Source organism: Myxococcus virescens (assembly GCF_900101905.1).
Lineage (GTDB): Bacteria > Myxococcota > Myxococcia > Myxococcales > Myxococcaceae > Myxococcus > Myxococcus virescens.
On the sequence record NZ_FNAJ01000030.1, the window covers coordinates 1 to 24,067 of the forward strand.

The following is a 24,067-nucleotide window of genomic DNA, read 5'->3' on the forward strand; positions in this document are numbered from 1 at the left end:
CAATACCTCCGGTGAAGACTCCCTCGGGACAGCGACGCTTTCGACCGATGAAGGCTCATGGTGACAAGGCCTACGCCTCCAAGAAGAACCGGCGAGGGCTGCGCAGGCGCGGAATCGCCCCACGTATTGCTCGTCCTGGAGTGGAGTCCAAGGAGCGGCTGGGCCGGCACCGCTGGGTGGCGGAGCGCACGCAGGCCTGGAAGAACCAGTTCCGCCGACTCCGCGTCCGCGACGAGCGCAGGGCCGACGTTCACTTCGGCTTCCTCGTCCTCAGTTGCTGCGTCATCCTCCTGCGCAGCCTCTACCCTCACATTTGTTAGAAGCTCTTAGTCCTGATGCACATGCTGGCTATCTGGTTTTACGGCCCACGTGACGTGCGGGAGCGCCGTGGAAGCGGGGCAACTGCGGGTTCGGCTCCGTGCTCGGCCGTTAGCGTGCCGTCGTTGAAGGCGCCATTAACACCAGCCACGACAAACTCTCAGCGGAGCACCACTCCCTCGCGTAGGCGGCGCTCATCACCTCCTACTTGCGGCACACGCATTCACCAGACGTGGCTTCAGCCAATCACCCGCACCCCAATCTCCCCGGTACCGCGTCGCTCGGGTCCTCGTTCGCGCTGGCACGCCAGGGCGACGGCCCAGAACTTATCCGCGTGCCCGCGGTTGGTTCGCTCGGCGTCGAAGGACACCTTCCCCGAGGGCAGCACGCGCCGCTTGATGGAGTGAATCTGCCCGACAAGTTCACGCTGGCGCGGCAGCGTGATGTCACGGCGCTGGAGGAGAATCTTGAAGTCAGTCGCCCAGCGCTCCTTGGCCTCGTTGGTGAAGTTCTCCTCCACCACCTGGGGGAAATCGCGGGCGAGGTTCTCCGCGAGATTCATTCCGATGCCGCTGCGGTCGACGCTGAGGCGCGCCACGGGCAGGACGGAGAGGAGGCGGCGGAGGTATCCCTCCTGCTCCGCGAAGGGGACACCTTCGAAGCTGCGCAGCATGCGGCAGGTGAAGCGGCCCTCCACCTCCTCGAAGACGGCCAGCTCCGAGCGGTCTCTCGTGCGGCCCACGTCGAAGCCCGCGACCAGGCGCCCCTGGGGCACGGGCACGTCGGAAGCGTCCTGAGCCAGTGGCAGTTCGTCGGTGGTGCACGGGAGGATGAGCTCGTAGGGGAGGAAGCTGTAGGACTCGTCGACGTAAAAGGCATTCGAACTCCTGCTGGAAGTCCTCCTGCGGCAGGGAGTCGAACTGCTCAGTGAGGACGGGGCGCCCGAAGCGCGCGACGCGCTCCTCGGTGGCCATGAGCGGGGCCTCCACCGAAGCGCGCCGCACGTCGAGCGAGAAGAAGCGGCACAGCCACCAAGGCACGTGCTGCCGGGTGTGGTGCGGGTACTTGCGCAGCTCCTGCGAGGCGATTTCCCAGAAGATGCCGCGCCGGCCCAGTGGAGTGCTGCAGCCCGTCAGTTGCCCGTGGGAGCGGAGGATGAGCGCGGTGCTGCCCGTGTAGACCTCGCGGTCGTTCACGTAATGGGCAAGCTCGTCGAGGTACGCGTCGCCGCGCTTGCCGCGAGGTGGCTTCGAGGGCACTGAGATGATGCGCGAGAGGCGCCGGCCCTTGGCGTTGGACTCGAAGGCCAGCTCCGTCTTCGCATCCGTCACGAGCTTCTTCTGGAAGGCTGTCGGCAGCTCCTCGTACACCTGCCGGGCGATGAGGACCTTCTCCACCGCGTCCGAAAGGTTGTACGAGACGAACACCGCCGTGTGGCCGTCGCGCAGGTGGCAGCGGGCGAGGGCTTCCAACGCGAAGAGGAAGGAGAATCCCACCTGCCGGCTCTTCGCCACCCAGCGGAAGCGGGAGCGGTTGTCCAGCAGTGCCTGCTGGTAGGGCTCCAGCACCACTGGCTCGCTGTCGTAGTGGCACAGGCCGCTGATGAAGCCGGACTCGGTGGCGAGCCAGTGGGTGAGGTCATCCTCGGTGCGCTTGACGATGCCGAGTGTCACGGTGTCCTCCTTCAACCGAGGCCGACGGAAATCGCCGAGGAGCGAGCTGCATCCTCCAGGACGCCGAGCACCTCGGGTCGCCAGAGGAGCTGGTAGGCGGAATGGCCGTTGCGGCTGAAGGGGACGGCCTCGGCGTACTCCCGGCCCGCGTCCGTCAGCTCCCACTCCTCCCGCTCGTTGCGCCGCTGGAGGCTGCATGCTGCCAGGCGGAGGTTCATCTTCCGGGCGGACAGCCCCAGCTTCTGGCCGAGCTGTGTGGCGTTGAGCCGCGCGGGTGGCTCGGCGGCGGACGGCAGCCCCCTGCGATGGGGCTCCATCGTCAGCCCCGTGTCTTGGTGGATGGCATCGAGCGCGCAGGCCGCTGCCAGCTCCGGCTTGAGGCCTGGAACGAAGGAGGCGAGCGTCCTGGCCACTTCCAGGTGGGCCAGCACCTGGACTTGGAGCGGTGGGGGCATCGCTGGGAGTGGCTGTGGTGACGGTGCGCCTGGCGCCGTGTAGCTGCCCGTCTTGCGGATGGAGGGCAACACCGTGTGGGTTACCCAACGGCGGAATCGCTCCACCTTTTCGGCCTTCTCGTCACTCTGGGGTCTGGACGCGAAGGTGGCTCGATACAGCCCCGGCTCGCTGATGATGGACACCTCCTGTTCTCCTCCGGGGGTACGCACGTTTGCGTACCCCTTCTCATCGTCTGCGAGCATGCGCGTCATGTCGCTGGCCATGCGGTATTCAAGGGCCGCCGCGACGTCCTTGGCGACGAACCAGGGCTCCCCGTGTACGTCGGGGACGATGCGGACGTGGTGCGACTCGAAGTCAAATGCAACAAGCTGATTCACAGTCCTTCCTTTCTTGAGGCTGGGGGATGGCCAGGGCCGCTCGCGGCCCCGGCGAAGACTCAATGGGCTGCGTGGCTAAAGACTTGTCTTGTTGGGGCGGCAGAGCGCGTATGGCCGCGTCCTCTTCACGAAGGAGCCGCCATGTCTGCCTATGCTGCTGTCGCCCGCGCACCCCGCACCCTCACGGAGAAGGAGGTGGCGCTCCTGCTGCGCGCCACGGGGTTGCACAAGGATGGATTCAGGGACCACTGCCTCTACAGCCTCGCGCTGGCTTCGGGCCTGCGCGAGCACGAGCTTGTGGCCCTCAACATCGGCGACGTCTTCGACGAGCGCGGGCGCGCACGCCGGCACGTGACGCTGACCGTCTTCAAGGGCAGCCGCCGGCACCCGGGCCCCCAGGAAGTCGTCCTCTCGGACACGGTGCTCGCGAAGCTGGAGAAGCTGCTGCGCCTGAAGCGCTCGCAGGGACACGACGTGGGGCCCCAGGCGCCGCTCTTCCTGAGCCGCAAGGGCCTGCGCCTGTCGACGCGGCAGGTGCGCCACGGCTTCGCGGTGTGGCAGGAGCGCGCGGGGCTGGAGCGGCACCTGAACTTCCACGCCGTGCGCCACACCGCGTGCACGGGGGTGTACCGGAGGACGAAGGACATCCGCCTCACCCAGAAGTTCGCGAGGCAGCGAAGCGTCGACTCCACCGTCATCTACACGCACCCCTCGGACGACGAGCTGGTGCGCGTGACGAACGATTTGCCCTGCTGACGGGGCATGCCGCTTCCGCGCTGAGCGCCCGCGAGAGCCCCTGGTTGGGCCGGGGTGCCGCGCGGAGGCGGTGAGGGGCGGCCGTGCTCGGGGCCCGTGCGGACCGCCCCATGCGCAGGCGCAGCCGGCGAAAGTGAACAGCGCGAGGCGTTCACTTACCGAGCGCAAATGAACAGGGGAGGGGTGTTCACTTTTTCGGGGGTGACCCTCTCGAAAAGGGCCCCAGATACATGCTCCGGCAGCGCCGGCCCCACGAAAAATCGCACCACCCCCCACCCTGGCGTCAGGGGTAGGCGGGGTAGGCGTGCTGGCGTCATTCGTAGGCATGGTTGCGCCCGGCCGGAGCAGGCGGTGAAGGTGACTGGGGACGAGCTGGGCCGTGAGGGTGGGCGGCAGGCGGCGCCAACCAGCGGAAAGCGGCAATCGGCCTCGGCGCTTCGGCGCCTCACGAGACCCCGTAAGCGCGCGAAACAGCGTGGGGGCGATGACGCCGAATGGCCGCCTTTACCTATTTTCGGCCATTCGGCTCGGCCCTGGTAACGGCACGCGCGCCCAGGTGCGCGCGGGGCGGTGTGCGGGGGCGCGGAGGGCTTGGCTCGGAGTCGTGGGGCTCACGAGAAGGACAAAGGCCTGCGGCCCGAAGCGCTGGGGGACACGCGCGCACGAAAGGGGCGCCACGCGGCGACAGGCGCGGCGCGCGAGGCTAACCGGGGGCGCGGCGAAGGTGGCCCACGCGGCGGCCAGCGGGGCTTCAGCGGGGAGGGGGCAAACGGGCCGTGGAAGTGAACGGCGCGCTCGCGTCCGGCCCGCTGGACGGAGTGTGCTTCCGGGCCCGAATTGTGGCCCGGAGCGATACCGCGGCGCTCGAGCACCTGGAGGCTGTCCGCCCTAACCTCGCGAAACTACGAAGCCTGTGGGGCCAGGCGTGTGCATCCGCGCGCCAGGCAGGAGCTCCACGGGGAAAGTGACCAGGCCAGGCCTGGCGCGGCGAAAGTGAACGGCGAAACTGAACGCGAAAGTGTCCGCGTTCACTTACCGGCGGGCGCTCTCAGACGGGGTCGGCGGGGGCTGCGACGTCCGTGGGAGGCGCCACGAGGGCGTCGTCCTTGGGGCTTTCCGGGGCGGCTGTGTCGAGGTTCTCGTTGCTGCTCTCCACCACTTCCGCATCCACCTCGCCGCGCTCGGCGGGCGTCGTCTCCCGCGCGGCGCGCAGTGCCTGGGCGTGCCGCGCCTGGAGGCCCTCCAGCGAGAAGCTGGCGTGCAGCTCCTGGCGGGAGTCGGCGCCGCCCATGACAAACTCCTTGAGCCTCACCATGGTGTTGAAGTCGGTGGGGTTGTCGACGCGCACGCGCCCCTCGGAGAGTGCTTCCTCGAAGCCGAGGAGGTAGCCGTCAATCATCTTTAGCGCGTCATCCTTGCTGACGGCGATGGCGTTGGCGCGCAGCTCGATGAGCTTCTGGTCCGCCTTGGTGGCGATGCGCGTCTTGGCCTCCTCGCGGCGTCGCAGGCAGTTGTGCTCCTTCGCGTAGTTGGCGACGAGGGAGGTGGCGACACCGAAGCGCTCGGCCAGCTCGCGGTACGAGGCGTAGGACGTCATGGTGGAGCCGTCGGGAAGCGTCTTCACGTCGCCGAAGACGAGGGCGCGGTCCAGCTCCTGGCGCGGAAGCGCGGGCTCCTCGGACTTGCGGGGGCGGCCCGTCTTGCGCTTCGCGGGCGGTGGCGTCGGTGGCGTCTCGGGAGGCTCCACCACCTCGGGTGGAGGCTGCCCCGCGAGGAGGCGCTTGCGGCGGCCGAGGCAGTCGTGCTGCTGGGCGTACCTGGCGACGGCGCTGTGCGCGACACCGAAGCGCTCGGCCAGCTCGCGCAGCGAGGGGAATCGCCGCTTCACACGGCCCCGCGTGGTGGGCACCTCCTCGCCTTCCACGAGGAGCCTGTCCACCTCGTCATGAGGCAGCCGAGGGCCTTCGGCCTTGGTGGGGCGCCCCAGCTTCTTGAGGGGCTTCTTCTGGGCCATGCCTTCCCTCAGCTGCCTCCGGGGGGCTGTGCTGCGGCGTCCACGTCCTGGGTGCGCAGGCGCTGCATCAGCCGCGTGCGCTGGCGCTTCAGCCGCTGGTACGTCCGCTCGGCCTCGGTGGCGTCGCCCTCGACGAGGCGGCTGACGTAGGCGCGCAGCTTCTCGCGCCGGACGACGGTGGCCATGAGGACTTCGACGTCGCTGCGAGGCAGTGTGGCCCGGGCGAGGTGTACCAGCACGGCGTCGCGCTTCACGAAGCTGCGGCGGACACTGGGCCGCCTGACGCGCTCCACTGGCGCGGTGGGGCGTGAGTCGGGCAGCCACTCGGCGAGCTGCGCCTGCGTGTACGTCTCGTGCTGTTCCGCGCGCTCCTTGCGAAGCTGGCGGAACACCTCTCGCGCCGTCTGCTGGCGCAGGCGGGCGGCAGTCCAGTCTCGCCAGCGAGAGAGTGGGAAGGCGCGCGCGACGGAGAGGAAGGTGGCGAGGACGAGCTGGTCGAGGTCTTCGCGAGGTACCGCGTTGCCGATGATGCGGCGGCGCAGACGCGTCAGCATGGGGGCGTAGGCGGAGGCGAGGGACGCCCTCCACGCCGGGCTGGAGGAGGCCTGGATTTCGGCCACCAGCGCCCGGGTGAGGGCTTCGCGCTCCGGGTACGTCTCCTCGCGCGCGTCACCCAGCGCGGCCAGCACCGATTCGAGCGTGGCATGGCGCGCGAAGGTCGGCTGCCGTGTGCGCGCAGCCGCGAAGACGGCCTGGTGCCGAGGGGCGAGCGCCTCCACACGCAGCAGGCCCAGGAGCTGGCCGAAGAAGTCACTCACCGGGGACGGGCCTCCCACCACTCGCGCACCAACTCTAGGAAGTCGTCCAGCGGCATGGTGACGAGGGGCGGCTGCCCGTCGTCCTTGCACACGGCCAGCGGCCAGCGGCCCGGCGGGCACGTCTCCACCGCCTGTCGCATGGCTTCTCGGACGTTGGCGCGCTGGTGGGCCTTAGCCTCGACCCAGAAGCACGGCACCTCGACGTCGGACACCTCCTGGCCGGTGCGGTACTGAAGGCCGCGGCGGATGAGGGCCTCGGGCATGGCCTCGCGGAAGCGGTGGACGAGGGCTCTCTCAAAATCTGCACCCTTGCGACGGGAGGACGCGCCACTCACGAGACACCTCCCGACTCCTCCATCAGCCGCTCCATGTGGCCACCCCGGGCCATGCGCACCGCGAGGCAGCGGGCCACCTCCAGCGCGCAGCGAGCGTCCGCCATGGCGCGGTGAGGCGTGGGGCGGTGGAGGCCGAAGCGCTTCGCCAGGGCGTTGAGGGAGAGGGACTCCACCTCGCCCGTGGCGAGCAGCGGCCACGCGAGACTGGCGGTGTCGAGGCGGTGGTAGTCGACTCCGGGCAGGGCCAGCTCGGTACGGCGGTAGCCCTCGGTGAGGAAGCCCCAGTCGAAGCTGGTGTTGTGGCCGGCCACGAGGGTGCCCGCCAGGAGCGGCGTCACCGTGGCGAGGGCTTCCTCCAGGGGCAGCGCGTTCCGCCACTCCGCGTCGGAGTAGCCGCACACGGCCAGGGCCTTGGGGTCGGCATCGGCCAGCCGGGTGGGCTTCACGCGGGCCTCGTACTCCGCCAGCACCTTGAGGCTGCGAGCGTCGACGCGGAGGATGGCCACCTCCAGCACCTCGTGCCGGGAGGCGTCCAGGCCTGTCGTCTCCAAGTCAATGAAGGCGAGCGTCCGCAGGTGCTGCGGGATGCTCGGGAAGAGAGGCGGAGGGAGCGCAGAGACAGGGGTGGTGTCGGAATCAGGGTGAGCGGGCAGCATCTATGCAACCTCTTTGGCCCAGAAGCGGGGCGAGTGGTGTTTGGCGGCGAGGGAGTCCAGCTCGGCCTTCAGCAGCGCGACGCGCGCGGTGCCCAGGCGCTTGCCCGTGTCCTTCAGCAGCGCGTCGAGGGCCTTCTTCTCGACGCTGGCGAGGCGCTGCAGCAGCTCCTCACGGGGGAGGCCGGTGGCCCGGGCCAGCACCGCGACGGTGGGCTCCAGCGGGTAGTCGAGGCTGGTGGTGTTGAACATGCGGTAGCGCGTGCCGGCGAGGACGAGTTCGTCCTGCTCGGCGAGGTGGGCGCGGAGGACGCCCTCCAGCTCCGCCTTGCGCGCGCCGAGAATCTTCGCGAGGTGGGCGACTTCCTGGCGCTCGCGGGCGACGGACTCCAAGTCCGACGTGTCCTCACAGACGACTCCGCGCTGGCCCGTCAGCGCCCGGGCGTAGGCGGGGCAGGTGCGGCGGTGGTCGCAGTACACGCAGTTGGGGTTGAGGCGGGCGGGGAAGGACTCCGCCTTCTCCATCTGCTGGCCCAGCGTCTCGACGTAGGCGAGGGCGGCTTCCAACTGCTCCTCGGTGCGCGTCGTCTCCTGCCGGATGCCGTGGCGGAGCATCCACATGGAGAGGCGCACCGTCTTGGCCCAAGGCCACATGCGACGCGCGGCGAGGGCGTAGAGGCTGAGCTGGAGGCTGGAGTCCAGCTCCTCGCGGGTGAAGAGCTGGTGGTTGGACTTGTAGTCCATGACGTGGACTGTCTCGTCGTCCACCCAGTCGACCCGGTCAATGAAGCCCAGGACGGTGAATGGGCCTACCGGCAACCGGAACTCCTTCTCCACGGCGAGGATGTCGCGGGCGTCCACGCGGCCCTGCTGGCGGACGAAGTCCAGGAGGATGCCGAGGCCCTGCTGGAAGAGGTCCAGGCCAGACAGGCCCGAGGCGGCCCACTCTTCACGGTAGAGCTGGAGGGTGCGCTCCTCGGAGAGACGGCCCACGTACTCGGTGTCGATGACTTCCTGGAGGAGCCGCTCAAGGACGGTGTGCAGTGCCTTGCCGAAGCTCAGGGGGACACCGGGCTCGGCGGTGTGCTTGTCGAGGTAGTGGAGCTTGTAGGACAGCGGGCAGGCCTCGAAGCGGCTCAGCCGGCTGTATGACAAATGCTGGTTTCGCAGGGCGCTCATGACGTGGGCCTCCGGGCCGGTGCGGCGGGCGTGTCGCGAGACAGTCATCACGCTCTTTTCGAGAGACACATCAAGTCGAAGGGGGCGGGCAGCATGGCCCGCTGCGTGTGTTTCACAGGCGCAGGGCACGCTCATGGCGACACCTCGTCTGCGGAGGCTTGCCGCTTCTCGAACGACATGACGCGCGAGCCAGGGAAGGCAGACAGGACGCGTACCAGCGTGGCGGCATGCTCGGGGGTGAGCTCCTTTCGGGCCTGGCCGGTGTAGTCGGGGACGAGCCACACTTCGCCGTAGGTCTCGGAGCGGAAGCACACCTCGGCGTTGAGGGCCTTGAAGCTGGCGATGTCCTCGTCGGTGAGGCCGCGCAGGGCCTCCGCGTCCAGCTCCTTCACATCGGGAGACGGAGCTGGCGGCGCGGGCTTGGAGGCGGGCGTCGGGGCGAGCTTCTTCGAGCCTGCCTCGGGCAGTGGCTGCCCGAACAAGTCCACCGCAACCGGAGCGGACTTCGCTGGAGGCATGGGGGCGGGCGGCGCGGCTACGTCACGATGAGGCCGTGCCTGCCGATTCACCTTCAGCCACTCGGTGCAGGTGCCCACGCCAGGCAAGGTGCAGCCACCGCCAGGCCGGTAGTGCAGGCAGTGCTTGCCCTCGCCGCGGACGTAGGCCTCGCACGTCACGCCGGACGGACGTTGCTGCGCGGGGGTTGGCTGGAGGAGGTGTGTAAGGGCCATGCGCGGAAGTCGGCGGCGCGTGTTTGCCGATACATCCTAAAAGCACCCCATCTCTTCGATTTGGGACAAGAAATCTTTTTGCCCGATTTCTTTTTTGATTTTCCGAGGGCGAGTGACACGCGGCCATAAGGCAGAACAAAGGCCTCCGGCGCGATTTCGGGGACATGCCGTCACCGGGTGGCAGAGAGGTGGCAGCCGGTGGCAGGCACTTTTTGAAAGACTGCCACGAAATTCCCCAGTGAAATCAACGGAGTGGCAGTGGTGGCAATGGTGGCAGTGTTTTTTTGGGTAATACACCCTAGGGGAAGTGAAACTTCGGCCCCCTATTGAATAGTGCCATTCAAATATGCGCGCGCGTCACGTAGGGGTACCTGAAAAAAGACTGCCACCACTGCCACCAAGAGATAAGTTCTTGAAAAGAAAGAAGAAAAAGGTGGCAGGTGGTACTGCCACCCCTCTGCCACCCCTGCCACCTCTGAAACTTTGAGTAAAAGTACTGCTGCGGAATGTGAAGTGCCTTGGCCGGACTGACGAATCGCGGGAGTGAGTGAGGGGGATTGAGACGATTCGCGGGAGTGGCGTGGCCTGGGGATGGCCTTAGAACGGCCGGAAACGGCCTCCAGGCACGAGAAAGGGGCAGGGGGCGCCCTTCCCCTGGGAAGAGGGCTCTCGGCGTTTCCTGGGGCTTGCTAGGCCGTCATCCACCTGTGAGGGCCGACGGAAGCGCCGCACCCCTTCGCGGTGGGTGTGATTGAGCTGTGAGAGGATTGTGTTTCACGGAGTGCGCGTCCTGAGTCATGGACGGCGCGTCTCTGCCTGCGTGGATGGCGGATGGAGCCGTTGGAACTTCTCCCTCCCGTGTAGAGGGCGCCCTGGGCGGTGTCGCCTCGGCATGAAAGTCGCAAACGGCGCTCGCATGTCCCCGACGCTGAAGCAGCCGACTTTTTCGCGTGACAGCGCCTTCGCCCGAGAATCGGGGTGTGTCGGCATGGCGTCTAATTCGCGTTTGACTGTGTATGCCAATGCTCGAAGGCTGCGTGGTGCAGGTGAGCTGCATCCCGTGGAAGGGACGTGTGAATGCCCCCGGTATGGCGACGCCGGTACTGCGTTTGTGCGCGTTGTCGGGCTTGTCGCGCTCAGGTTTCGACGTCTCGTCCGTAGTGGGCGGGCATGTATCAACGCGGTGGTATTGAGGGTTGTGGAGAAGGCGCCGTGAATTCTGGATTCAGCGAGATGTGCGGAGCAATCGCGGCCGGCCTGGTGCTGTCGGTGGGGTTGGGTGTCCAAGTCGTCGCCCGGCTTCATGCCGACGCGTGGGGGCTGCCTTGTCCTGCTCCTATTGCCCCTGCGGTCGCCCCGATAGTCTCAATATGGCTCGCTCGTTGCTGTCGCGGAGCCACTGGCCGCTGATTTGGGCCTGTGCCGCGTCTGGCCGAATCCCGACTGAGTCCCCACAGCGTCCTGGCGCTCCCACGAATACGGGAGCTGCTGGACGCTGACGTCGCTTCTCCTGTGGGACTCACCATGCTTCCCCATTCCGCTGGCCCTTGCTGAGCGCTGGGCTGGGACGATGTGCGCCTGTGCGTAGATGCTGGAACAGACTTCACGAGGACCTCGGCGTGTCCATTCGGACGGCCGAGGCGCGGCGCGCCTATCGTGTGCTGTGGCGCAACTGGGAGGCGCTCTCTGGCTTCGAGGAGCCGGAGTCCCTTGTTACATTTCTCACTGCGCGCGAGGGTGAGTCTCACGTCAAGGATGGCTTACTCGCGGGCCTCGTCATGCTGGTGCAGATGGGCGCCGCGGCTAACGCCTTCGTGGCGTTGCTGTGGCTGGGCCTCTGGCCGGGGCTGGACAGCGTGTATCGCCGATGTCTCAGGCGAATGGAGAGTGCGCCTGAAGAGGTGGTCTCCTCGATTGCGGCGTCCTTCATGGGGCTCGTGGCGCGCGTCAACTTGTCCCGCGTCCACCGGGTGGCAGCAGCACTCGTGCTGGGTACGGAGCGCGATGTCCTCAAGGGCTGGCACAAGGAGTTGCAGGCGCAACGCCAACGCGTGCGCCTTGGGACACTGGCCCAAGCAGACGCCGCAGTGCCCTCGGGGCCGTGGCACGCCCCATTCATGCCTCGGGCCCGCTCCTTCAACGCCGAGGTGGAAGAGCTGCGCGCACGGCTCCTCCCGTTGACGGGCGAGGACACCGACCTGGTGGTGTCCGTCCTTCTTCGCGAGGAGGACTACGCCGAGGCCGGAGCGAGCTTCGGGCTTGCGCCTGCGGCGGCGCGCAAGCGTGTCCAGCGGGCCCTGGCGCGCCTGCGGAAAATGAAGAAAAAAATCCCCGAAAAAGAATTCCTGTCCCAAATCGGCGGGTGGGGGTGCTTTTTAGAGTTTGTGGATTCTGAAACAGCCCAGAGGGCAGCGAGTGAGGGCGGCTGACGGGGGACGCGAATCGCATGTCCCCGCCGCGCGCCGCCTGGCTTTGAGGGAGTAACGGGGCCGCCTCGCGCCCCAATCCAATCCTGCTTCGAGACACCCTGCCCGCCTCGGCGGACAGCAACGCACCTGTATTGCCTACCACTTGGAAGGACTGAATGAAGACAGCCGCGCGAAACAACTTCGAGCACGATGAAACACACGTGCGCTTCTTCGCTCGCATCGACGGACACCGCCACCACGTGGTGAGCCGGGGCGACTCAAGGCCAGAAGCGGAGGAGCGCCGCGCGTGCCTCTGCTGCGAGTGCGCTGGGGCGCAGGCCAATGACTACGTCCGCATGCCGGGCCTCTTCCGCCGCTGGGAGTTTCAGCATGTGGTGGACGCCGAGGCGGACTTCAACATCGAGGCGGCTGGCTCCACCGAGGACGGCACCGAGTTGTTCTCGGTGTACCGGCGCGAGCGCCCCACCCATACCCATTGCCAGAAGGAGGAGTGAAGCACATGGCCAACATGTGGGAGCAGACGGCCGCGATGGCCAAGCAGCATGAGCAGCAGGGCGGCGCCTGGCTGAAGCTGGCGAATGACGGTGACACCGCCGTCGTCGTCTTCCTCGGGGAGCCGCACCCGCGCGAGGTGGTTTTCGTCGACAACAAGTTCGTCCCCTTCGACGAGACGCTGAAGGCCCAGGGGCAAAAGCCCTCGCTGCGCGTGGCCCTCAACGTCGCCGTCTACGAGACGCGCGAGGTGAAGGTGATGGAGCAGGCCGTCACCTTCTTCAACACGCTGATGGAGCTCCGGGCGAAGTACGGGCTGGAGAAGTGGGCCTTCGAGGTGAAGCGGAGGGGCGCGGCCAAGGACACGAAGACGACGTACTCCATCCTCCCGGACCGGCAGCTCACCACAGAGGAGATGGCGGCCTTCCAGTCGTTGCAGCAGCACGACTTGCCGAAGCTGTACGCGGCGGAGGCGGCTGGCGCGGCGAGTGGCGCGTCGCCCGCGAGCGCTCCCAGTGCGAAGGCGAGTGAGCCCATCGACGTGAAGCTCGCGCAGGCCATGGCCACCGCGCTGAAGGCGCTGCCGCGCGAGGCGGTGGACCGCTTCCTCCAGAAGTTCGCCGTCCAGCGCATCCGGGACATCCCGGCGTCGAAGGGCGAGCTGGCGCGCGCCTTCGTCGACTCCCTCGTCGCCGAATACTCCGCGGAGAGTGTCGCGGACGTGGACCCCTTCGGGCCGTGAGCACGCCCCGCTGAAGCTAGTTGCCGTAGCCCTGCGCGAAGGGGGCCTGTTGCGAGCCCCCGACGCGCTTCTCTGAGGAAGACAAGAATGGTGGAAGACTTCTCCGAAATGCGCGGGGACGGGGGACGTGTTGTCTCTCGCACCCAGGACTCCAGCGTGGGGGCCGCGCCGTCGGCGCCTGCGCGCAACGCGGGCACGGCCACGGGCTTGCGGCCTCTGCGGGTGCGAGTGGACTCCGGTTTGAGCCTCTCCGCGAGTGAGGTACCGCCGAAGGTGCTGGAGGGCCTGCTGAGTGCGCTCAGCCTGCCCAACCCTGCGTACTGGAAGCTGGTGCGGCTGAAGAAGCGCCCTGGAGATGAGCCCCAGTCGCTGTACTTCCTCAAGCAGTTGGGCCGGGAGATTCGGCTGCCGCGCGGAGCGATTCACGTCTTGCGCAAAGTCACGCAGGAGGCCGGACTCGCCCTTGCCTTCGAGGACGTGCGCGCGCTGCCGGTGGAGCGCCTGCCGTCGATGCCCACGGTGCCGTTGCGCGATTATCAGGCCGATGCTGTCGAGCGGCTGGTGAAGGCCACGCAGGGGACAGCAGTCCTGCCGTGCGGCGCTGGGAAGAGCGTCCTGGCGGTAGGTGCCATGGCGCGGCTCCGCACGCCGACACTCGTCCTCGTGCACACAGTGGACCTGGCCGAGCAGTGGCGTGAGCACATTCGCGCGCACCTGGGCCTGGAGGCGGGCCTCGTGGGCGCCGGGGAAGAGGCGGTGCGGGCCGTCACTGTGGCCGTCGTCCAATCCATCACCCGGTGGAAGGACGCGAAGCTCGACGCCTTCCTCAGCCGCTTCGGCTTGCTCGTCCTCGACGAGGCCCACCACATTGCCGCCAGCGCCTTTCATCGAATCGTGGACCGTTGCCCGGCGCGCTACCGACTGGGCCTGACGGCGACTCCCGAGCGGGAGGACGGGCTGACACCCCTATTGCGCTTCTTCCTGGGGGCACCTCTGGCCGTGGTGAAGCACGGGGACCTTGTCGCGCGCGGGGTGCTGGTGGTTCCGGAAGTGCGCGTTGTGGAGACGGCCTTCGAGTACCCCTACGTCGGCTCCGCGGACTACGCGCCCATGCTGGGGGCGCTGGTGGAGGACAAGGCTCGCAATGACCTCGTCCTTGGCGCCGTTGCCCGCGAAGCATGGGCAGGCCACCTGTGCCTCGTCCTCACGGGACGGGTGGACCATTGCGAACTGCTAGCCCAGCGGCTGTCGGCCACGGGTATTCCCGCCGCAGCGCTGACGAGCGCGGTGCCGCGCGAGGAGCGCAAGGCCCTCCTGGACAAGGCCCGCGCCGGGCGCGTCCGCGTCCTCGTGGCCACCAGCTTGGCGGATGAGGGGTTGGACTTGCCGCGCCTCTCGCGCGTCTTCGTGACGTACCCCGGCCGCGCCAAGGGACGCACAGTCCAGCGCCTCGGACGCCTGATGCGTCCTCATCCGGAGAAGAAGAGCGCTGTCCTCATCGACTTCCTCGACAGGAAGGTGCCGCTCTTGCGGCGCCACCACGTGAAGCGCCGCGAGCAGTACGCCACGGTACTGGGAGTGGCTAGCGCAGCCAACGCACATTGATCCGCTTCAGAGAGTGAACACCTTCGATGACGACACCTTCTGACACCACTCCAATCACTCCCAACCCCGACGCCATCCGCGCCACGCGGCAGTGGCTCGCGCACGCACCACACGGCGTCAGCGAAGTCCGTGTCATCCGCCCAGGTGGTGGTGGCATCGTCGGCCTGGGCTTCTTCGACGACGAGGAGTCCTTCGTCGCGGCCTGCGTCGAGGCCAACGCCGCCGGCAACGTGTACGTGGGCATACAGCCGCGCCCTCGGCGCCTGCTGGAGCTGGCCCCCAACGTCCTGCGCCCGTTGCGAAGTGGGGCGGGCAGCAAGGACATCGAGGTGGTGACGGCCACGGTGGTGGACCTGGACCCGGTGCGCCCCAAGGACACTGCCAGCACCGAGGACGAGCTCTCACTGACGCTCCAGGCGGCGGAAGCCGCCGCGGCCTGGTGTGAGGCGCAGGGGCTTGTCCGGCCGCGGCTGATGATGAGCGGCAACGGGGCGCAGCTCTGGTTCGCCCTGCCGCCGCAGTCTCTGGAGGGCGAGAGCCACGAGCGAGTGCAGGCGGGGCTGAAGTCCTTCGAGGCCGAGTTCCGTGCCCGCTTCGCCTCCGAGCGCGTGCGCGTGGACTCCATCCACGACGTGGCCCGCATCATCAAGGTGGCGGGCACTGTCGCCCGGAAGGGAGCTGGGACTGCGGAGCGGCCCCACCGAGCAGCTCGGGCGCTGGCCGGCTTCGAGCGCGTGGAAGACGCAGGACTCCTGGAGCGCCTGCTGAAAGCGCCGGTGCAGCCGCCGGTGGCGAACCTGGCGCGTCCGGCTCAGGTGGCGCTGCCGCTGGCGGCCTCCACCTCGGCGCCGCAGGGGATGGTGAAGGCCCGCCGGACGGAGACGGGGGAATACGACTGGGCGCAGCCGGTGGAGATGTGCGGCCCGGTGCTGCGCTTGTGGCAGGAGGGGGCGGAGGACCGGAGCGTCGCCATCTTCAACATGGTGCGCTTCTTCGCGCACAAGCAGCTCGGCCTCGATGAAATCACCGAGCTTGTCCTCGAGTACGACAGGCGCGGCCTGGGGAAGTTGAAGGGCCGGGACGGAGTCGGCTACATCCGCAAGGCCTACGAGAAGGTGATGGCCACCGCCCGCGAGGATGGCGGCGTGGCGCCGCCCTGCCACTCCCTCCAGGGCATGGGCTACTGCCGCGTCAACCGCGAGCCGGACGTGCGCTGCGAACTCTACGAAGTCGTCTTCGACATCGAGGCGGCTGTGGATCGCCTGGCCACGGTACCGGCCCAGGACGTGGAGTACCGCCTCAAGCCGATTCTGGAGGCCATCGCCCACCGTCCTCCGTCCGCGCAGGAGAAGTACCTGGGCCTGCTGGAGGTGCGCACGGGCTTGCCCGCGCAGAAGCTGCGGCTGTCCATGGCCCGCGCCGTGCGCACTTCAGCAGCGGCAGAGGGCGCAGAGGGAGCGGACTCCAAGGGAGGCGGAAAGGGCAGCAGCGGCGACGACACCATCGACGGCGAGGTGTACGAGGACGCGTACTGCTACTACACGGTGACGCAGCGGGGAGATGCGAAGGCGATTTCCTCCTTCACCTTCACCCCACGGGCCCTCGTAGAGACTGAGGAGGGGGAGGTATTCCTCGGAGACGTCCGCACGGACAAGGGCACCAGCGTGGAAGGGGCGCGGCTGCCGAGGCGTGCCTTCAACTCGCGCAAGGAGCTGCTGCACCACCTGCCCTCCATCCACACGCAGTGGACGGGGACAGACAACAACGTGCAGGGCCTGCTACGCGTGGTGGCGCGGCGTGCGGTGCCGCGACTGCCGGGCACCAGCGTCCTGGGGGACTTCAAACAGGGGGCGCACCACGTGTGGGTGGCACCCGGATGCACCATTGGGAAGGAGGGTTTCCTCTCTCCGTCGCCCGTGGCGTACCTGCCCAATGGGGCGTCACTCGAGTCGCGCGTCCGCTACGAGGCCACGGACGACGACAGCTTCCACGACGTGGCGCGCACGGTTTTCGAGTACCTGCCGCGAATCAACACGCCGCAGGTGGTGCTGCCCATGCTGGGCTGGTTTTTCGCCACGCCGCTGAAGCCACGCCTCTTGGAGAAGGTGGGCTCCTTCCCCATTCTCTTCTCGTACGGGACGCAAGGCAGCGGCAAGTCCAGCACCTGCACGGAAGTCTTCTGGCCGCTGGCCGGCGTACCGGCCTCGGACGCCTACAGCGTGACGGAGACGGAATTCGCCCTCGTGAAGCTGCTGTCCTCGACGCGCTCCGTGCCGGTGGTGCTGGACGAGTACAAGCCCCATGACATGCCGCCGCCGCGCCTCCACCTGGTGCACCGCTACATGCGGCGCCTCTACCGCGGAGAGACGGAGGAGCGGGGCCGGCCGGACTTGACGGTGTCCACATACCGCCTGCAGGCCCCGCTGTGTGTCTGCGGAGAGACGCGGCCCACGGAGGCGGCCCTCGTGGAGCGCATTCTCCCCGTCAGCCCGGAGAAGGCGACGGTGCAGCAGCCGGCATACCGGGCGGCCTTCCGTGAGGTGACGTCTGTCCGCCTGGCCCTCTTCGCCCCTCGCTACATTCAATTCTGCCTGGGGCGGGACTTCGACGCGGACTACCGCCTGGCCCGCACCGTCGCGGACGACTTCATGAAGGGGCGGCAGGTGCCTCCGCGCGTCGCCGACAACGTGACGGCCATGCTGCTGGGCATTCACCTCTTCGAGCAGTTCGCCGAGGAGTGCGGCTACCCGTTGCCCGCCGACTTGGGCGCCCGTGAGGCCGTGGACGCCGTGTTGAAGGACGTCCTTGAGGAAGAGGAGGGCGTGCGAAACGCCCTCGACGTCTTCATCCAGAAGCTGTCCGTCATGGCGATTCAGGGCGAGCTGAAGCACCGCGTGCATTACGCCTTCGTCGAGGGGCGACTGTGCGTCCACCTGGAGTCCGCCTACGACGCCTTCCGGATGTACTGCAAGCGCACCGACTACCGGGGAGAGTTGGTGGACACGAAGGCGCTGCGACGCCTCATTCACGAAAACCACCGCGCCGGAGGGTACGTCGTTTCCCCCAGCGAGCGCGTCTGCTTCGCCGGCAAGTCCCTGCGCAGGTGCGCCCTGGTGATTGACGTCGCGAAGGTGCCCTTCATCTCCGCGGACGACTTCTCGCACGTCGAGGAGGCAAGCCGTGGGTGGCGCGGCCATGGCTACAGCTACGCGGAGGAAGGGCGTCCTGAGTGAGTGGTGACAAGCAGGCGTTTGGGTGGAGACCCATTCTTGAGGTGGAGTCATGACAAGGCTGTCGCGTAGCAAGCTGTGGACGGAGTTTCTTCAACGTCTCGCGTCGGAGATGGAGCCGCTGGCCCCCCTGCTTCACCAGGGGCGGCGGCTGGTATGGCGGCAAGGGGAGTGGCTGAATTGGGTGACGCTCTCGCGCCACTCCTGGCCGGACAGGCATTTCCCCGAAGCGCCGCCGGTGACGCGGATTTCGATGAACCGATTCATTTTTGAGCCCTCCGAAGCCATGCTCCGCCGGTTCGGCTTCAACGGTGTGGGGCTCCCCTTGGGGGAGCGACGTCTGCGCCTGGAGTGGACTGTCTACGGGGAGGAGTTGCTCGCCTTCGCGAGCTGGCTGCCGCTGCTGATTCGTGGCCGGCTGAATGCGACGGAGCCGATTCCGCTGCCCCCGCACCCGAGCCACGTCTTCAATGGGGGGCTGAGGAAGACAAGCTATGCATGGACGGCCACGGCGTGGGAGGCCTATGCGCGTTGGAAGCGAACGGATGCGAGCCTCCCATGCGTGGCGATTCCCGCCGACCGGGTGAAGCCGGCAAGGGCCCTGACGAGAACACTCCGTCTGCCCCACTGAAGCGCTCCTTGGCGCGGTCCCTGCGGACCGCGTCTGGGGGGCTGTGATGCGTGGTTGGGCGAGTGAGGACGTCCTTGTGGGAATGCGGCGGGCACCACGTGTCCCCGTGACTCCGCCCTCAAGCCTTTGTCATGACGATGGATGCGCGAATGTCGAAGCAGGTTGAGGATGACGTCACGGTGGCTGAGCTGCCAATCCCCGTGCGGCAACGCCGCGAGGATGTAGTGGACGTGTTGTCCGAGGCACTCTGGGAGCTGTGGTTGCGTCGTCATGCACAGCGAAGCCAGCAGGCGCCTGCGTGGGGTGCGGAGGAGAGCGCGCATGGCTGAGCCGCGGACTCTCGACTTGTCTTCTTCTGGGGACAGAGCGTCCATGGCCTTCGCCCGAGGGCGTGCTGCCCCGGACGAAGGAGACACCACCATGGCGAAGAAGGGGATTGCACGGGCCGCGCGCAAGGAGCTGGCGGCCGTGCCAGCGCAACTGGCCGCCCTGGCCAGCATGTCGGTGCCGGATTTAGCGGCGAAGTACCTGGAGCTGTACGGCGAGCCCACGCGCAGCCGCAACCGGGACTACCTGAAGAAGCGCCTGGCCTTCCGGATTCAGGAGCTGGCCGAAGGGGGCCTCTCCACGCGCGCCGTCGCCCGCATCTCGGAGTTGGGCGACAAGCTGCCCGAGCGCTGGCGGATGCGGCAGGTGGAGGAGGCGAAGCCCGCGACGCCGCAGCCTCCAGCCGCTGTGGACGGACGCGCAGCCGCTGTGGATGGGCGAGCTGCTGCTGCGGACGGGCGCGACGCGCGCCTGCCGCCGCCGGGCACGGTGCTGACGCGCGTATTCAAGGGGACGCAGCACCGGGTGACGGTGCGCGAGGGCGGAATTGAATACGAGGGCCAGCTTCACCGCAGCCTCTCCAGTGTGGCCAAACTGATTACGGGCACGGCCTGGAATGGCTTCGCCTTCTTCGGCCTCAAGGACGGCAGCTCGAAGGCGGTGAAGTCATGAACGGCCCCGAATTCTTCCAAACGTACATGGGAAAGCGTTTCTTCGAGTCGACGATGCCGAACCTTGTCCGCGAGCTGAAGCGCCTCAACGACAACGTGGAGCGACTGGTGACCGTGGCAGAGCAGCACGCCGGGCAGAAGCAGTCGTCGAGCGGCGAGCCGGTGCCGCCGACGACAGAGGGGGGGGAGACACCATGAGGAAGAGCAAGCCAGCGCCCTCGGACGCGAAGCGCTGCGCCGTCTACACGCGCAAGTCTACGGCGGCGGGCCTGGAGATGGAGTTCAACTCGCTGGACGCCCAGCGCGAGTCCTGTGTCGCCTACGTGCAGCGCCAGCCCGGCTGGGTGTTGGTGGAGGAGAGCTACGACGATGGTGGCTTCACCGGGGCCAACATGGAGCGGCCCGCCTTCCAGCGACTGCTGCAGGACGTGGACGCGGGCCGGGTGGACGTGGTGGTGGTGTACAAGGTGGACCGCCTCTCCCGCAGCCTCCTCGACTTCGCGAAAGTCATGGAGCGCTTCAACGCGGCGGGGGCGTCCTTCGTCTCGGTGACGCAGAACTTCAGCACGGCGGACGCCATGGGGCGCCTGACGTTGAACATGCTGATGAGCTTCGCCGAGTTCGAGCGGGAGATGATTTCCGAGCGGACGAGGGACAAGGTGGCTGCTGCGCGACGCAAGGGGAAGTGGACGGGAGGCCGCGCGCCGCTGGGCTACGAGGTAAAGGACAAGCGCCTCGTGGTGAATGAGTACGAGGCAGTGGTGGTGCGGGAGGCGTTCGAGCTGTACCTCCAGCACCAGAAGGCCTCGGCGGTGGCACGCCTCCTCAACGAGACGGGGCGCAAGACGAAGCGGTACGAGGCCCAGAGTGGCGCCACGCGCGCGGCTCGGAAGTGGACGACGCAGGATGTGCTGCGCCTCTTGAGGAGTCCCCTGTACGCGGGCTTCGTGCCGTATGGCAACGAGATGCACCCGGGCGAGCATCCGCCCATTGTGGACAGGGCCACCTTCCACCGGGTGCAGGACATGCTGGAGGGCCCCGGTATTCAGTACCACGGGCGCAACCCCGACTACGTGCTGCGAGGCCTGCTGCGCTGCGGCCTGTGCGGCGAGGCGATGACGCCCGGCTCCACGCGCAAGGGCGAGCGCGAGTACCGCTACTACCGCTGCGTCACCCGGGACAAACAGGGGAAGGAGGGGTGCCGGGCCGCGCCACTTCCGGCAGCCGCCCTGGAGGACTTCGTCGTCACGCAGCTGCGGGAGGCTTCGGTAGGCGACGGCTTCGCTGCCCAGGTGCATGCCCGCCTCACGGCGCGGCTGGAGGAGAAGCACCAGGCACTGCGCGCCGAGCGCGCGCAGTTGCCGAGGGACTTGGCCAAGCGTGCTGGGGAGTCGAGGAAGTGGGTGGACTCCCTCTCGAAGCTGGACGGCCCAGCCCGGCGCCTCGTCGAGGAGAAGCTGACGGCCGCGGAAGAGGAGGTCGCCGGCATGCGGAAGCGGCTGGCGGAGGTGGAGCGCGCCCTAGACGCCATTGAGGGGGAGAAGGTGGAGGCGGAGTGGGTGGCCCAGGCCCTGGCGGACTTTGACGCGGTGTGGGATGCCCTCACTGCCACCAACCGGGGACGCCTGCTGCGGGCCCTCGTTGGCCGGGTGGTGGTGAACGACGCGACGGGGCAGGTCGACGTGCATATGGCCCACGCTGGTGGGGCCGCCCCGACTGGGCGCGAGGAGGTGGCGGCGTGAGCGCGAGCCCCGCGTCTCATCCGGCGGAGGCCGGCCTCGTCAGCGCGCACTTCCACCGCGTGCGTCGCGCGAAGGTGGTGCGCCTCCGAGGGGGATCGCCACCCCCGCCGCGAGAGGTGGCGCGACGGCCAGCACACGTCGCGCGAATGCTGGCCCTGGCGCACCATGTGGAGTCCGCCATCGGGCGAGGGTTGGTCGCGAGCGCAGCGGACGTCGCACGTCAACTGGGCTTTACCCGCGCGCGTGTGACGCACCTGCTGGACTTGCTGCTGCTGGCTCCGGACATCCAGGAGGAGGTGCTGTTTCTCGAGGCCGTCGATGGGGCGGAGCCGCTCAGTGAGAGGGGCCTCCGGGCCGTTGCGCACGCGGGGACATGGAAGGCGCAGCGCGAACGCTGGCGCGAGGTGAAGGCTTCATTTTGAGGCGGAAGTCGGAATTGTCGGACTTCTTGATGTAGCGTGAGTGCAAGAGGCTGTCAGTCGTGTTGGCGAATACGCGGGCCATGCAGTCCGCGAGGAAAGTGAGTGTCAGTGCATGCAGAACGACATGAAGAGCATCATCCAGGCGGCGGTGGCGGAAGCGGTGGAGAAGGCCATGGGCCGGCAGATGGAGTTGCTGGAGAAGGTTGCTCAGTTCCTGGGCATTGAGCCCGGCTCGGCTCGTGCGGCGTCCGCGCCGAAGCGCACCCCCGCGTCGGCGCCCGCGCCGAAGCGCCCGTCCTCAGTGCCCGTGCGGAAGTATGTGAGGCCGGAGGTTGCGCCGAAGCCCACGCGGGCCGGGCCTTCGCCCCAGAAGAGCCGCGTGCGGGCGCGCGCGCGTGCCGCAGGCCGCACGGCGACGGCCGCCGCCCCCAGCCCCAGCGCAGAGGCGTCCGCCTCCTTCAAGGAGGGGCAGGAGGTAAGCTACAAGCAAGGACGGGGCACCTTCCCCGCCAAGGTGAAGGCCGTCAACGAGGAGGCGAAGACGGTGACGGTGGAGCGTGTCGGCGACGGCAAAGAGGTGGTGCGTCCCTTCGACAAGGTGACGCCAGCCTGAGTCTGGGCCGCGAAGCGCCCTCTCCGGAGGGCGCTCCTGCGGCTCGTCGCTACGGCTCGTCGGCCATGGCGTCGAGCTGCCCCTGGGCGATGGCGCGGTAGTGGGGCACGACTTCCACGTCGAGCACGTTCCGCGTCTCCTGGCGGGCGCTGCCGAAGTCCCCCTCGTCCTTGTGCTGGTACATCCGGTGCAACGCGTCCATGAGCCGGCGAGTGCCCTCGCGGATGCGCCGAGACTCCTCTTGCAACAGGCCCAGCGCCCCCTCTTCCGTGGCGAGCGCGCTCTCGGCTTCGCTGTCGCTGATGCCCACTTCGACGGCCGTGCGCTTCAGCAGCGCCTTCTCCTTCCGCGTGAGGGCCAGTCGCTCTCCTTCGGTGAAGACACGACGTGCCAATGCGCGAATCGGCCCCCAGTCAATGGTTTTATTCATGGGTAAAATTTCCTTTACGAGCAGCCAGGGCTTGCAGGTGAAGCCCTGGCTGGGGCGCCTTGCACCCAAGAGAGACGCTCATGGGGCTGCGCCCTGTCCGCTACGAGTGCCAGAGGGCTTCACAGGAAAGTAAGGCCATGTTAATTCGAGGGTCAAGTTAACTAGACCTTGCGTGCCCCCAGAGAGTTGCCCGGGGATGGCGAGCCTCGTTGCCCGTGGAGCCAAGCCCCTTCTTTCAGGAGGATTCACAGCCATGACGAAGCGTTCGGAAGATGAAGTGACGACGGAGGAGTTACCGCCCAGCCTCCCCAGTCTGTCTGCGCGCGGTACGTCGCACGTCCACTTCGAGGTGGAGGGCGTGCGGTTCGAAGGTGTGAGGGAGTTGGAAGTGCGGCCGAATGGAGAGCGGCTCCTGGAGGTGGAGCGGCGCGTGGCGGATGGTGCGCTGTCAGGCCCCTGTCTGGTTCGCCAGCTCACCAGCCCAGTCACGTACATTCAGCGGCAGAGGATGTACGAAGAGGTGCAGTTGGCCTTCCGCCTCAACCACCCCAACATCGCTCAAATATTCCATGTGCGGGCGGATGACGAGGAAGACGCCGCCTATGCCGTCATGGAGTACGTGGGTGGGCCCTCGCTGGAGACGCTGGTGTGCGCGGCGCTGGTGAGAGGGCAGCCCCTCTCGGAGGAGTTTGGCTTGTATGTGGGCGCGGAGGTGGCGGACGCGCTGCACTACGCGCACACGCTGACGTCGGAGAAGGGGGTGCCCCTGGGCATCATCCACCGCGACGTGAATCCCCGGCACATCGCCTTGGGCCTCCATGGGGAGGTGAAGGTGCTGGACTTCGGCGCGGCGTACTCGCTGCTGGTGGGGCGTGAAGAATCTCCGGAGCTGCTGCTCCGGGGCGACGTGGCCTACGCCTCTCCGGAGTACCTGCGCAAGGAGGGGCTGACGCCGCGCTCCGACGTCTTCAGCTTGGGGGTGTTGCTGGTGGAAGTCCTCACGGGCAAACACCTCTTCGAGGTGCACGATGTCCCGGTGGTGGTGGCGAAGGAGACTCGGTTCCGCCCGGAGGTGCAGCCCTCACTGCCGCTGCAGCAGATGCAGTCCCTCATGGAGACATTCACTCCGGACGTCGTCGAGAATGCGGTGGGCCACCTCGCGCAGGACATCAAGGCGGTGCTGCACACCGCGCTGCGCCTCAACCCCGAGGAGCGCTTCGCGACGGCGGCGGACATGAGGGATTCGCTGCGTGGTGTCGCCCAGCTCCGCAAGCCTTATGGGCGCGCGGAGGCCGCCAAGGAGGCGGCCCGTGTCGTGTCCGAGGGCGGGGTGCTGAGGGACTTGGTGGAATTCGGTGAGGGAGGCCTCTACCCCGAGGGGCTGGAGAAGCACGAGTTGGATGCACTGAGGAAAGCGTAGGCC

General features: G+C 67.7%; 25 protein-coding genes. 16 read left to right on the forward strand and 9 right to left on the reverse strand.

Annotation, left to right across the window (positions count from 1 at the left end):
* The coding region (locus BLU09_RS36890; RefSeq protein ID WP_341865200.1) for a transposase at positions 1 to 320 on the forward strand (320 nt) is incomplete at its 5' end.
* Positions 321 to 556: 236 nt separating this feature from the next.
* Here BLU09_RS36890 and BLU09_RS39115 read toward each other — a convergent pair.
* Positions 557 to 1,099: a phage terminase large subunit family protein gene (locus BLU09_RS39115; RefSeq protein ID WP_244172381.1), complete on the reverse strand. Its 543-nt coding sequence runs from the start codon at positions 1,097 to 1,099 to the stop codon at positions 557 to 559.
* Positions 1,100 to 1,581: 482 nt separating this feature from the next.
* On the opposite strand from BLU09_RS39115, the gene BLU09_RS39120 reads away from it, so the two are divergent.
* Positions 1,582 to 1,875, forward strand: coding sequence for a hypothetical protein (locus tag BLU09_RS39120; RefSeq protein ID WP_186818044.1), 294 nt, complete (start codon positions 1,582 to 1,584; stop codon positions 1,873 to 1,875).
* Between the two features lie 127 nt (positions 1,876 to 2,002).
* Here the strand turns inward: BLU09_RS39120 and BLU09_RS36905 are convergent, their stop codons facing one another.
* Positions 2,003 to 2,824: a BRO-N domain-containing protein gene (locus BLU09_RS36905; protein WP_090495837.1), complete on the reverse strand. Its 822-nt coding sequence runs from the start codon at positions 2,822 to 2,824 to the stop codon at positions 2,003 to 2,005.
* Positions 2,825 to 2,965: 141 nt separating this feature from the next.
* Here BLU09_RS36905 and BLU09_RS36910 point away from each other — a divergent pair, with 141 nt between their 5' ends.
* A complete protein-coding gene (locus BLU09_RS36910) occupies positions 2,966 to 3,580 on the forward strand; it encodes a tyrosine-type recombinase/integrase (RefSeq protein ID WP_090495838.1) in 615 nt (204 codons plus the stop codon).
* Positions 3,581 to 4,628: 1,048 nt separating this feature from the next.
* Here BLU09_RS36910 and BLU09_RS36915 read toward each other — a convergent pair.
* The 6 genes from BLU09_RS36915 to BLU09_RS36940 all read right to left on the reverse strand — a co-directional run bounded on the left by BLU09_RS36915 (position 4,629) and on the right by BLU09_RS36940 (position 9,310).
* Positions 4,629 to 5,594, reverse strand: coding sequence for an AT hook motif domain protein (locus tag BLU09_RS36915; protein WP_090495839.1), 966 nt, complete (start codon positions 5,592 to 5,594; stop codon positions 4,629 to 4,631).
* 8 nt (positions 5,595 to 5,602) lie between these two features.
* A complete protein-coding gene (locus BLU09_RS36920) occupies positions 5,603 to 6,433 on the reverse strand; it encodes a hypothetical protein (RefSeq protein ID WP_090495840.1) in 831 nt (276 codons plus the stop codon).
* On the reverse strand, positions 6,409 to 6,675 hold the full coding sequence (locus BLU09_RS36925; RefSeq protein ID WP_244172385.1) for a hypothetical protein: 267 nt from the start codon (positions 6,673 to 6,675) through the stop codon (positions 6,409 to 6,411). Before BLU09_RS36925 ends, BLU09_RS36920 begins: the two co-directional genes overlap by 25 nt.
* A gap of 68 nt (positions 6,676 to 6,743) precedes the next feature.
* Positions 6,744 to 7,403 (reverse strand): 3'-5' exonuclease, encoded by a 660-nt coding sequence (locus BLU09_RS36930; RefSeq protein ID WP_090495842.1) that lies wholly within the window; start codon positions 7,401 to 7,403, stop codon positions 6,744 to 6,746.
* Entirely contained in the window at positions 7,404 to 8,579 is a 1,176-nt protein-coding gene (locus BLU09_RS36935; protein ID WP_090495843.1) for a RecB family exonuclease, read from the reverse strand.
* Positions 8,580 to 8,710: 131 nt separating this feature from the next.
* A complete protein-coding gene (locus BLU09_RS36940; RefSeq protein ID WP_090495844.1) occupies positions 8,711 to 9,310 on the reverse strand; it encodes a hypothetical protein in 600 nt (199 codons plus the stop codon).
* 1,619 nt (positions 9,311 to 10,929) lie between these two features.
* Between BLU09_RS36940 and BLU09_RS36945 the strand changes: the two genes are divergently transcribed.
* The 12 genes from BLU09_RS36945 (at position 10,930) to BLU09_RS37000 (ending at position 22,214) form a co-directional block, all read left to right on the forward strand.
* Entirely contained in the window at positions 10,930 to 11,739 is an 810-nt protein-coding gene (locus BLU09_RS36945; RefSeq protein ID WP_090495845.1) for an RNA polymerase subunit sigma-70, read from the forward strand.
* Between the two features lie 155 nt (positions 11,740 to 11,894).
* Positions 11,895 to 12,233, forward strand: a complete 339-nt coding sequence (locus tag BLU09_RS36950) for a hypothetical protein (protein ID WP_090495846.1) — start codon at positions 11,895 to 11,897, stop codon at positions 12,231 to 12,233.
* A gap of 5 nt (positions 12,234 to 12,238) precedes the next feature.
* Positions 12,239 to 12,973 carry a hypothetical protein gene (locus BLU09_RS36955; RefSeq protein WP_090495847.1) on the forward strand — a complete coding sequence of 245 codons (735 nt, stop codon included), beginning with the start codon at positions 12,239 to 12,241 and terminating at the stop codon, positions 12,971 to 12,973.
* An 87-nt stretch (positions 12,974 to 13,060) separates the two neighbouring features.
* The gene (locus BLU09_RS36960) at positions 13,061 to 14,578 is read left to right on the forward strand and encodes a DEAD/DEAH box helicase (protein WP_090495848.1); all 1,518 of its coding nucleotides are present in this window, start codon (positions 13,061 to 13,063) and stop codon (positions 14,576 to 14,578) included.
* Between the two features lie 26 nt (positions 14,579 to 14,604).
* On the forward strand, positions 14,605 to 17,811 hold the full coding sequence (locus tag BLU09_RS36965; RefSeq protein ID WP_090495849.1) for a hypothetical protein: 3,207 nt from the start codon (positions 14,605 to 14,607) through the stop codon (positions 17,809 to 17,811).
* 250 nt (positions 17,812 to 18,061) lie between these two features.
* A complete protein-coding gene (locus BLU09_RS36970) occupies positions 18,062 to 18,439 on the forward strand; it encodes a hypothetical protein (RefSeq protein WP_244172386.1) in 378 nt (125 codons plus the stop codon).
* A 149-nt stretch (positions 18,440 to 18,588) separates the two neighbouring features.
* A complete protein-coding gene (locus BLU09_RS36975) occupies positions 18,589 to 18,768 on the forward strand; it encodes a hypothetical protein (RefSeq protein ID WP_090495851.1) in 180 nt (59 codons plus the stop codon).
* A gap of 91 nt (positions 18,769 to 18,859) precedes the next feature.
* A complete protein-coding gene (locus tag BLU09_RS36980) occupies positions 18,860 to 19,438 on the forward strand; it encodes a DUF2924 domain-containing protein (RefSeq protein ID WP_090495852.1) in 579 nt (192 codons plus the stop codon).
* A 53-nt stretch (positions 19,439 to 19,491) separates the two neighbouring features.
* Entirely contained in the window at positions 19,492 to 19,635 is a 144-nt protein-coding gene (locus BLU09_RS36985; RefSeq protein WP_373284082.1) for a hypothetical protein, read from the forward strand.
* Positions 19,632 to 21,179, forward strand: a complete 1,548-nt coding sequence (locus BLU09_RS36990) for a recombinase family protein (RefSeq protein WP_090495854.1) — start codon at positions 19,632 to 19,634, stop codon at positions 21,177 to 21,179. The genes BLU09_RS36985 and BLU09_RS36990 overlap by 4 nt, the downstream gene beginning before the upstream one ends.
* Positions 21,176 to 21,601 (forward strand): hypothetical protein, encoded by a 426-nt coding sequence (locus BLU09_RS36995; RefSeq protein ID WP_090495855.1) that lies wholly within the window; start codon positions 21,176 to 21,178, stop codon positions 21,599 to 21,601. The genes BLU09_RS36990 and BLU09_RS36995 overlap by 4 nt, the downstream gene beginning before the upstream one ends.
* Before the next feature lie 112 nt (positions 21,602 to 21,713).
* Positions 21,714 to 22,214 (forward strand): PspA, encoded by a 501-nt coding sequence (locus BLU09_RS37000; protein WP_090495856.1) that lies wholly within the window; start codon positions 21,714 to 21,716, stop codon positions 22,212 to 22,214.
* 49 nt (positions 22,215 to 22,263) lie between these two features.
* Here BLU09_RS37000 and BLU09_RS37005 read toward each other — a convergent pair whose 3' ends face one another.
* On the reverse strand, positions 22,264 to 22,644 hold the full coding sequence (locus tag BLU09_RS37005) for a DUSAM domain-containing protein (protein ID WP_090495857.1): 381 nt from the start codon (positions 22,642 to 22,644) through the stop codon (positions 22,264 to 22,266).
* A 253-nt stretch (positions 22,645 to 22,897) separates the two neighbouring features.
* On the opposite strand from BLU09_RS37005, the gene BLU09_RS37010 reads away from it, so the two are divergent.
* Entirely contained in the window at positions 22,898 to 24,064 is a 1,167-nt protein-coding gene (locus BLU09_RS37010) for a serine/threonine-protein kinase (RefSeq protein ID WP_090495858.1), read from the forward strand.
* Positions 24,065 to 24,067: the final 3 nt, after the last annotated feature.

What these genes read in the sequence shown, in the direction of transcription:
- BLU09_RS39120 (WP_186818044.1), top strand. Translation starts at nt 1,582, where the DNA reads ATGATGCGCGAGAGGCGCCGGCCCTTGGCGTTGGACTCGAAGGCCAGC.
- BLU09_RS36910 (WP_090495838.1), top strand. Translation starts at nt 2,966, where the DNA reads ATGTCTGCCTATGCTGCTGTCGCCCGCGCACCCCGCACCCTCACGGAG.
- BLU09_RS36915 (WP_090495839.1), bottom strand. Translation starts at nt 5,594, where the DNA reads ATGGCCCAGAAGAAGCCCCTCAAGAAGCTGGGGCGCCCCACCAAGGCC.
- BLU09_RS36925 (WP_244172385.1), bottom strand. Translation starts at nt 6,675, where the DNA reads ATGCCCGAGGCCCTCATCCGCCGCGGCCTTCAGTACCGCACCGGCCAG.
- BLU09_RS36930 (WP_090495842.1), bottom strand. Translation starts at nt 7,403, where the DNA reads ATGCTGCCCGCTCACCCTGATTCCGACACCACCCCTGTCTCTGCGCTC.
- BLU09_RS36935 (WP_090495843.1), bottom strand. Translation starts at nt 8,579, where the DNA reads ATGAGCGCCCTGCGAAACCAGCATTTGTCATACAGCCGGCTGAGCCGC.
- BLU09_RS36940 (WP_090495844.1), bottom strand. Translation starts at nt 9,310, where the DNA reads ATGGCCCTTACACACCTCCTCCAGCCAACCCCCGCGCAGCAACGTCCG.
- BLU09_RS36950 (WP_090495846.1), top strand. Translation starts at nt 11,895, where the DNA reads ATGAAGACAGCCGCGCGAAACAACTTCGAGCACGATGAAACACACGTG.
- BLU09_RS36955 (WP_090495847.1), top strand. Translation starts at nt 12,239, where the DNA reads ATGGCCAACATGTGGGAGCAGACGGCCGCGATGGCCAAGCAGCATGAG.
- BLU09_RS36960 (WP_090495848.1), top strand. Translation starts at nt 13,061, where the DNA reads ATGGTGGAAGACTTCTCCGAAATGCGCGGGGACGGGGGACGTGTTGTC.
- BLU09_RS36965 (WP_090495849.1), top strand. Translation starts at nt 14,605, where the DNA reads ATGACGACACCTTCTGACACCACTCCAATCACTCCCAACCCCGACGCC.
- BLU09_RS36970 (WP_244172386.1), top strand. Translation starts at nt 18,062, where the DNA reads ATGAACCGATTCATTTTTGAGCCCTCCGAAGCCATGCTCCGCCGGTTC.
- BLU09_RS36975 (WP_090495851.1), top strand. Translation starts at nt 18,589, where the DNA reads ATGTCGAAGCAGGTTGAGGATGACGTCACGGTGGCTGAGCTGCCAATC.
- BLU09_RS36980 (WP_090495852.1), top strand. Translation starts at nt 18,860, where the DNA reads ATGGCGAAGAAGGGGATTGCACGGGCCGCGCGCAAGGAGCTGGCGGCC.
- BLU09_RS36985 (WP_373284082.1), top strand. Translation starts at nt 19,492, where the DNA reads ATGCCGAACCTTGTCCGCGAGCTGAAGCGCCTCAACGACAACGTGGAG.
- BLU09_RS36990 (WP_090495854.1), top strand. Translation starts at nt 19,632, where the DNA reads ATGAGGAAGAGCAAGCCAGCGCCCTCGGACGCGAAGCGCTGCGCCGTC.
- BLU09_RS37000 (WP_090495856.1), top strand. Translation starts at nt 21,714, where the DNA reads ATGCAGAACGACATGAAGAGCATCATCCAGGCGGCGGTGGCGGAAGCG.
- BLU09_RS37005 (WP_090495857.1), bottom strand. Translation starts at nt 22,644, where the DNA reads ATGAATAAAACCATTGACTGGGGGCCGATTCGCGCATTGGCACGTCGT.
- BLU09_RS37010 (WP_090495858.1), top strand. Translation starts at nt 22,898, where the DNA reads ATGACGAAGCGTTCGGAAGATGAAGTGACGACGGAGGAGTTACCGCCC.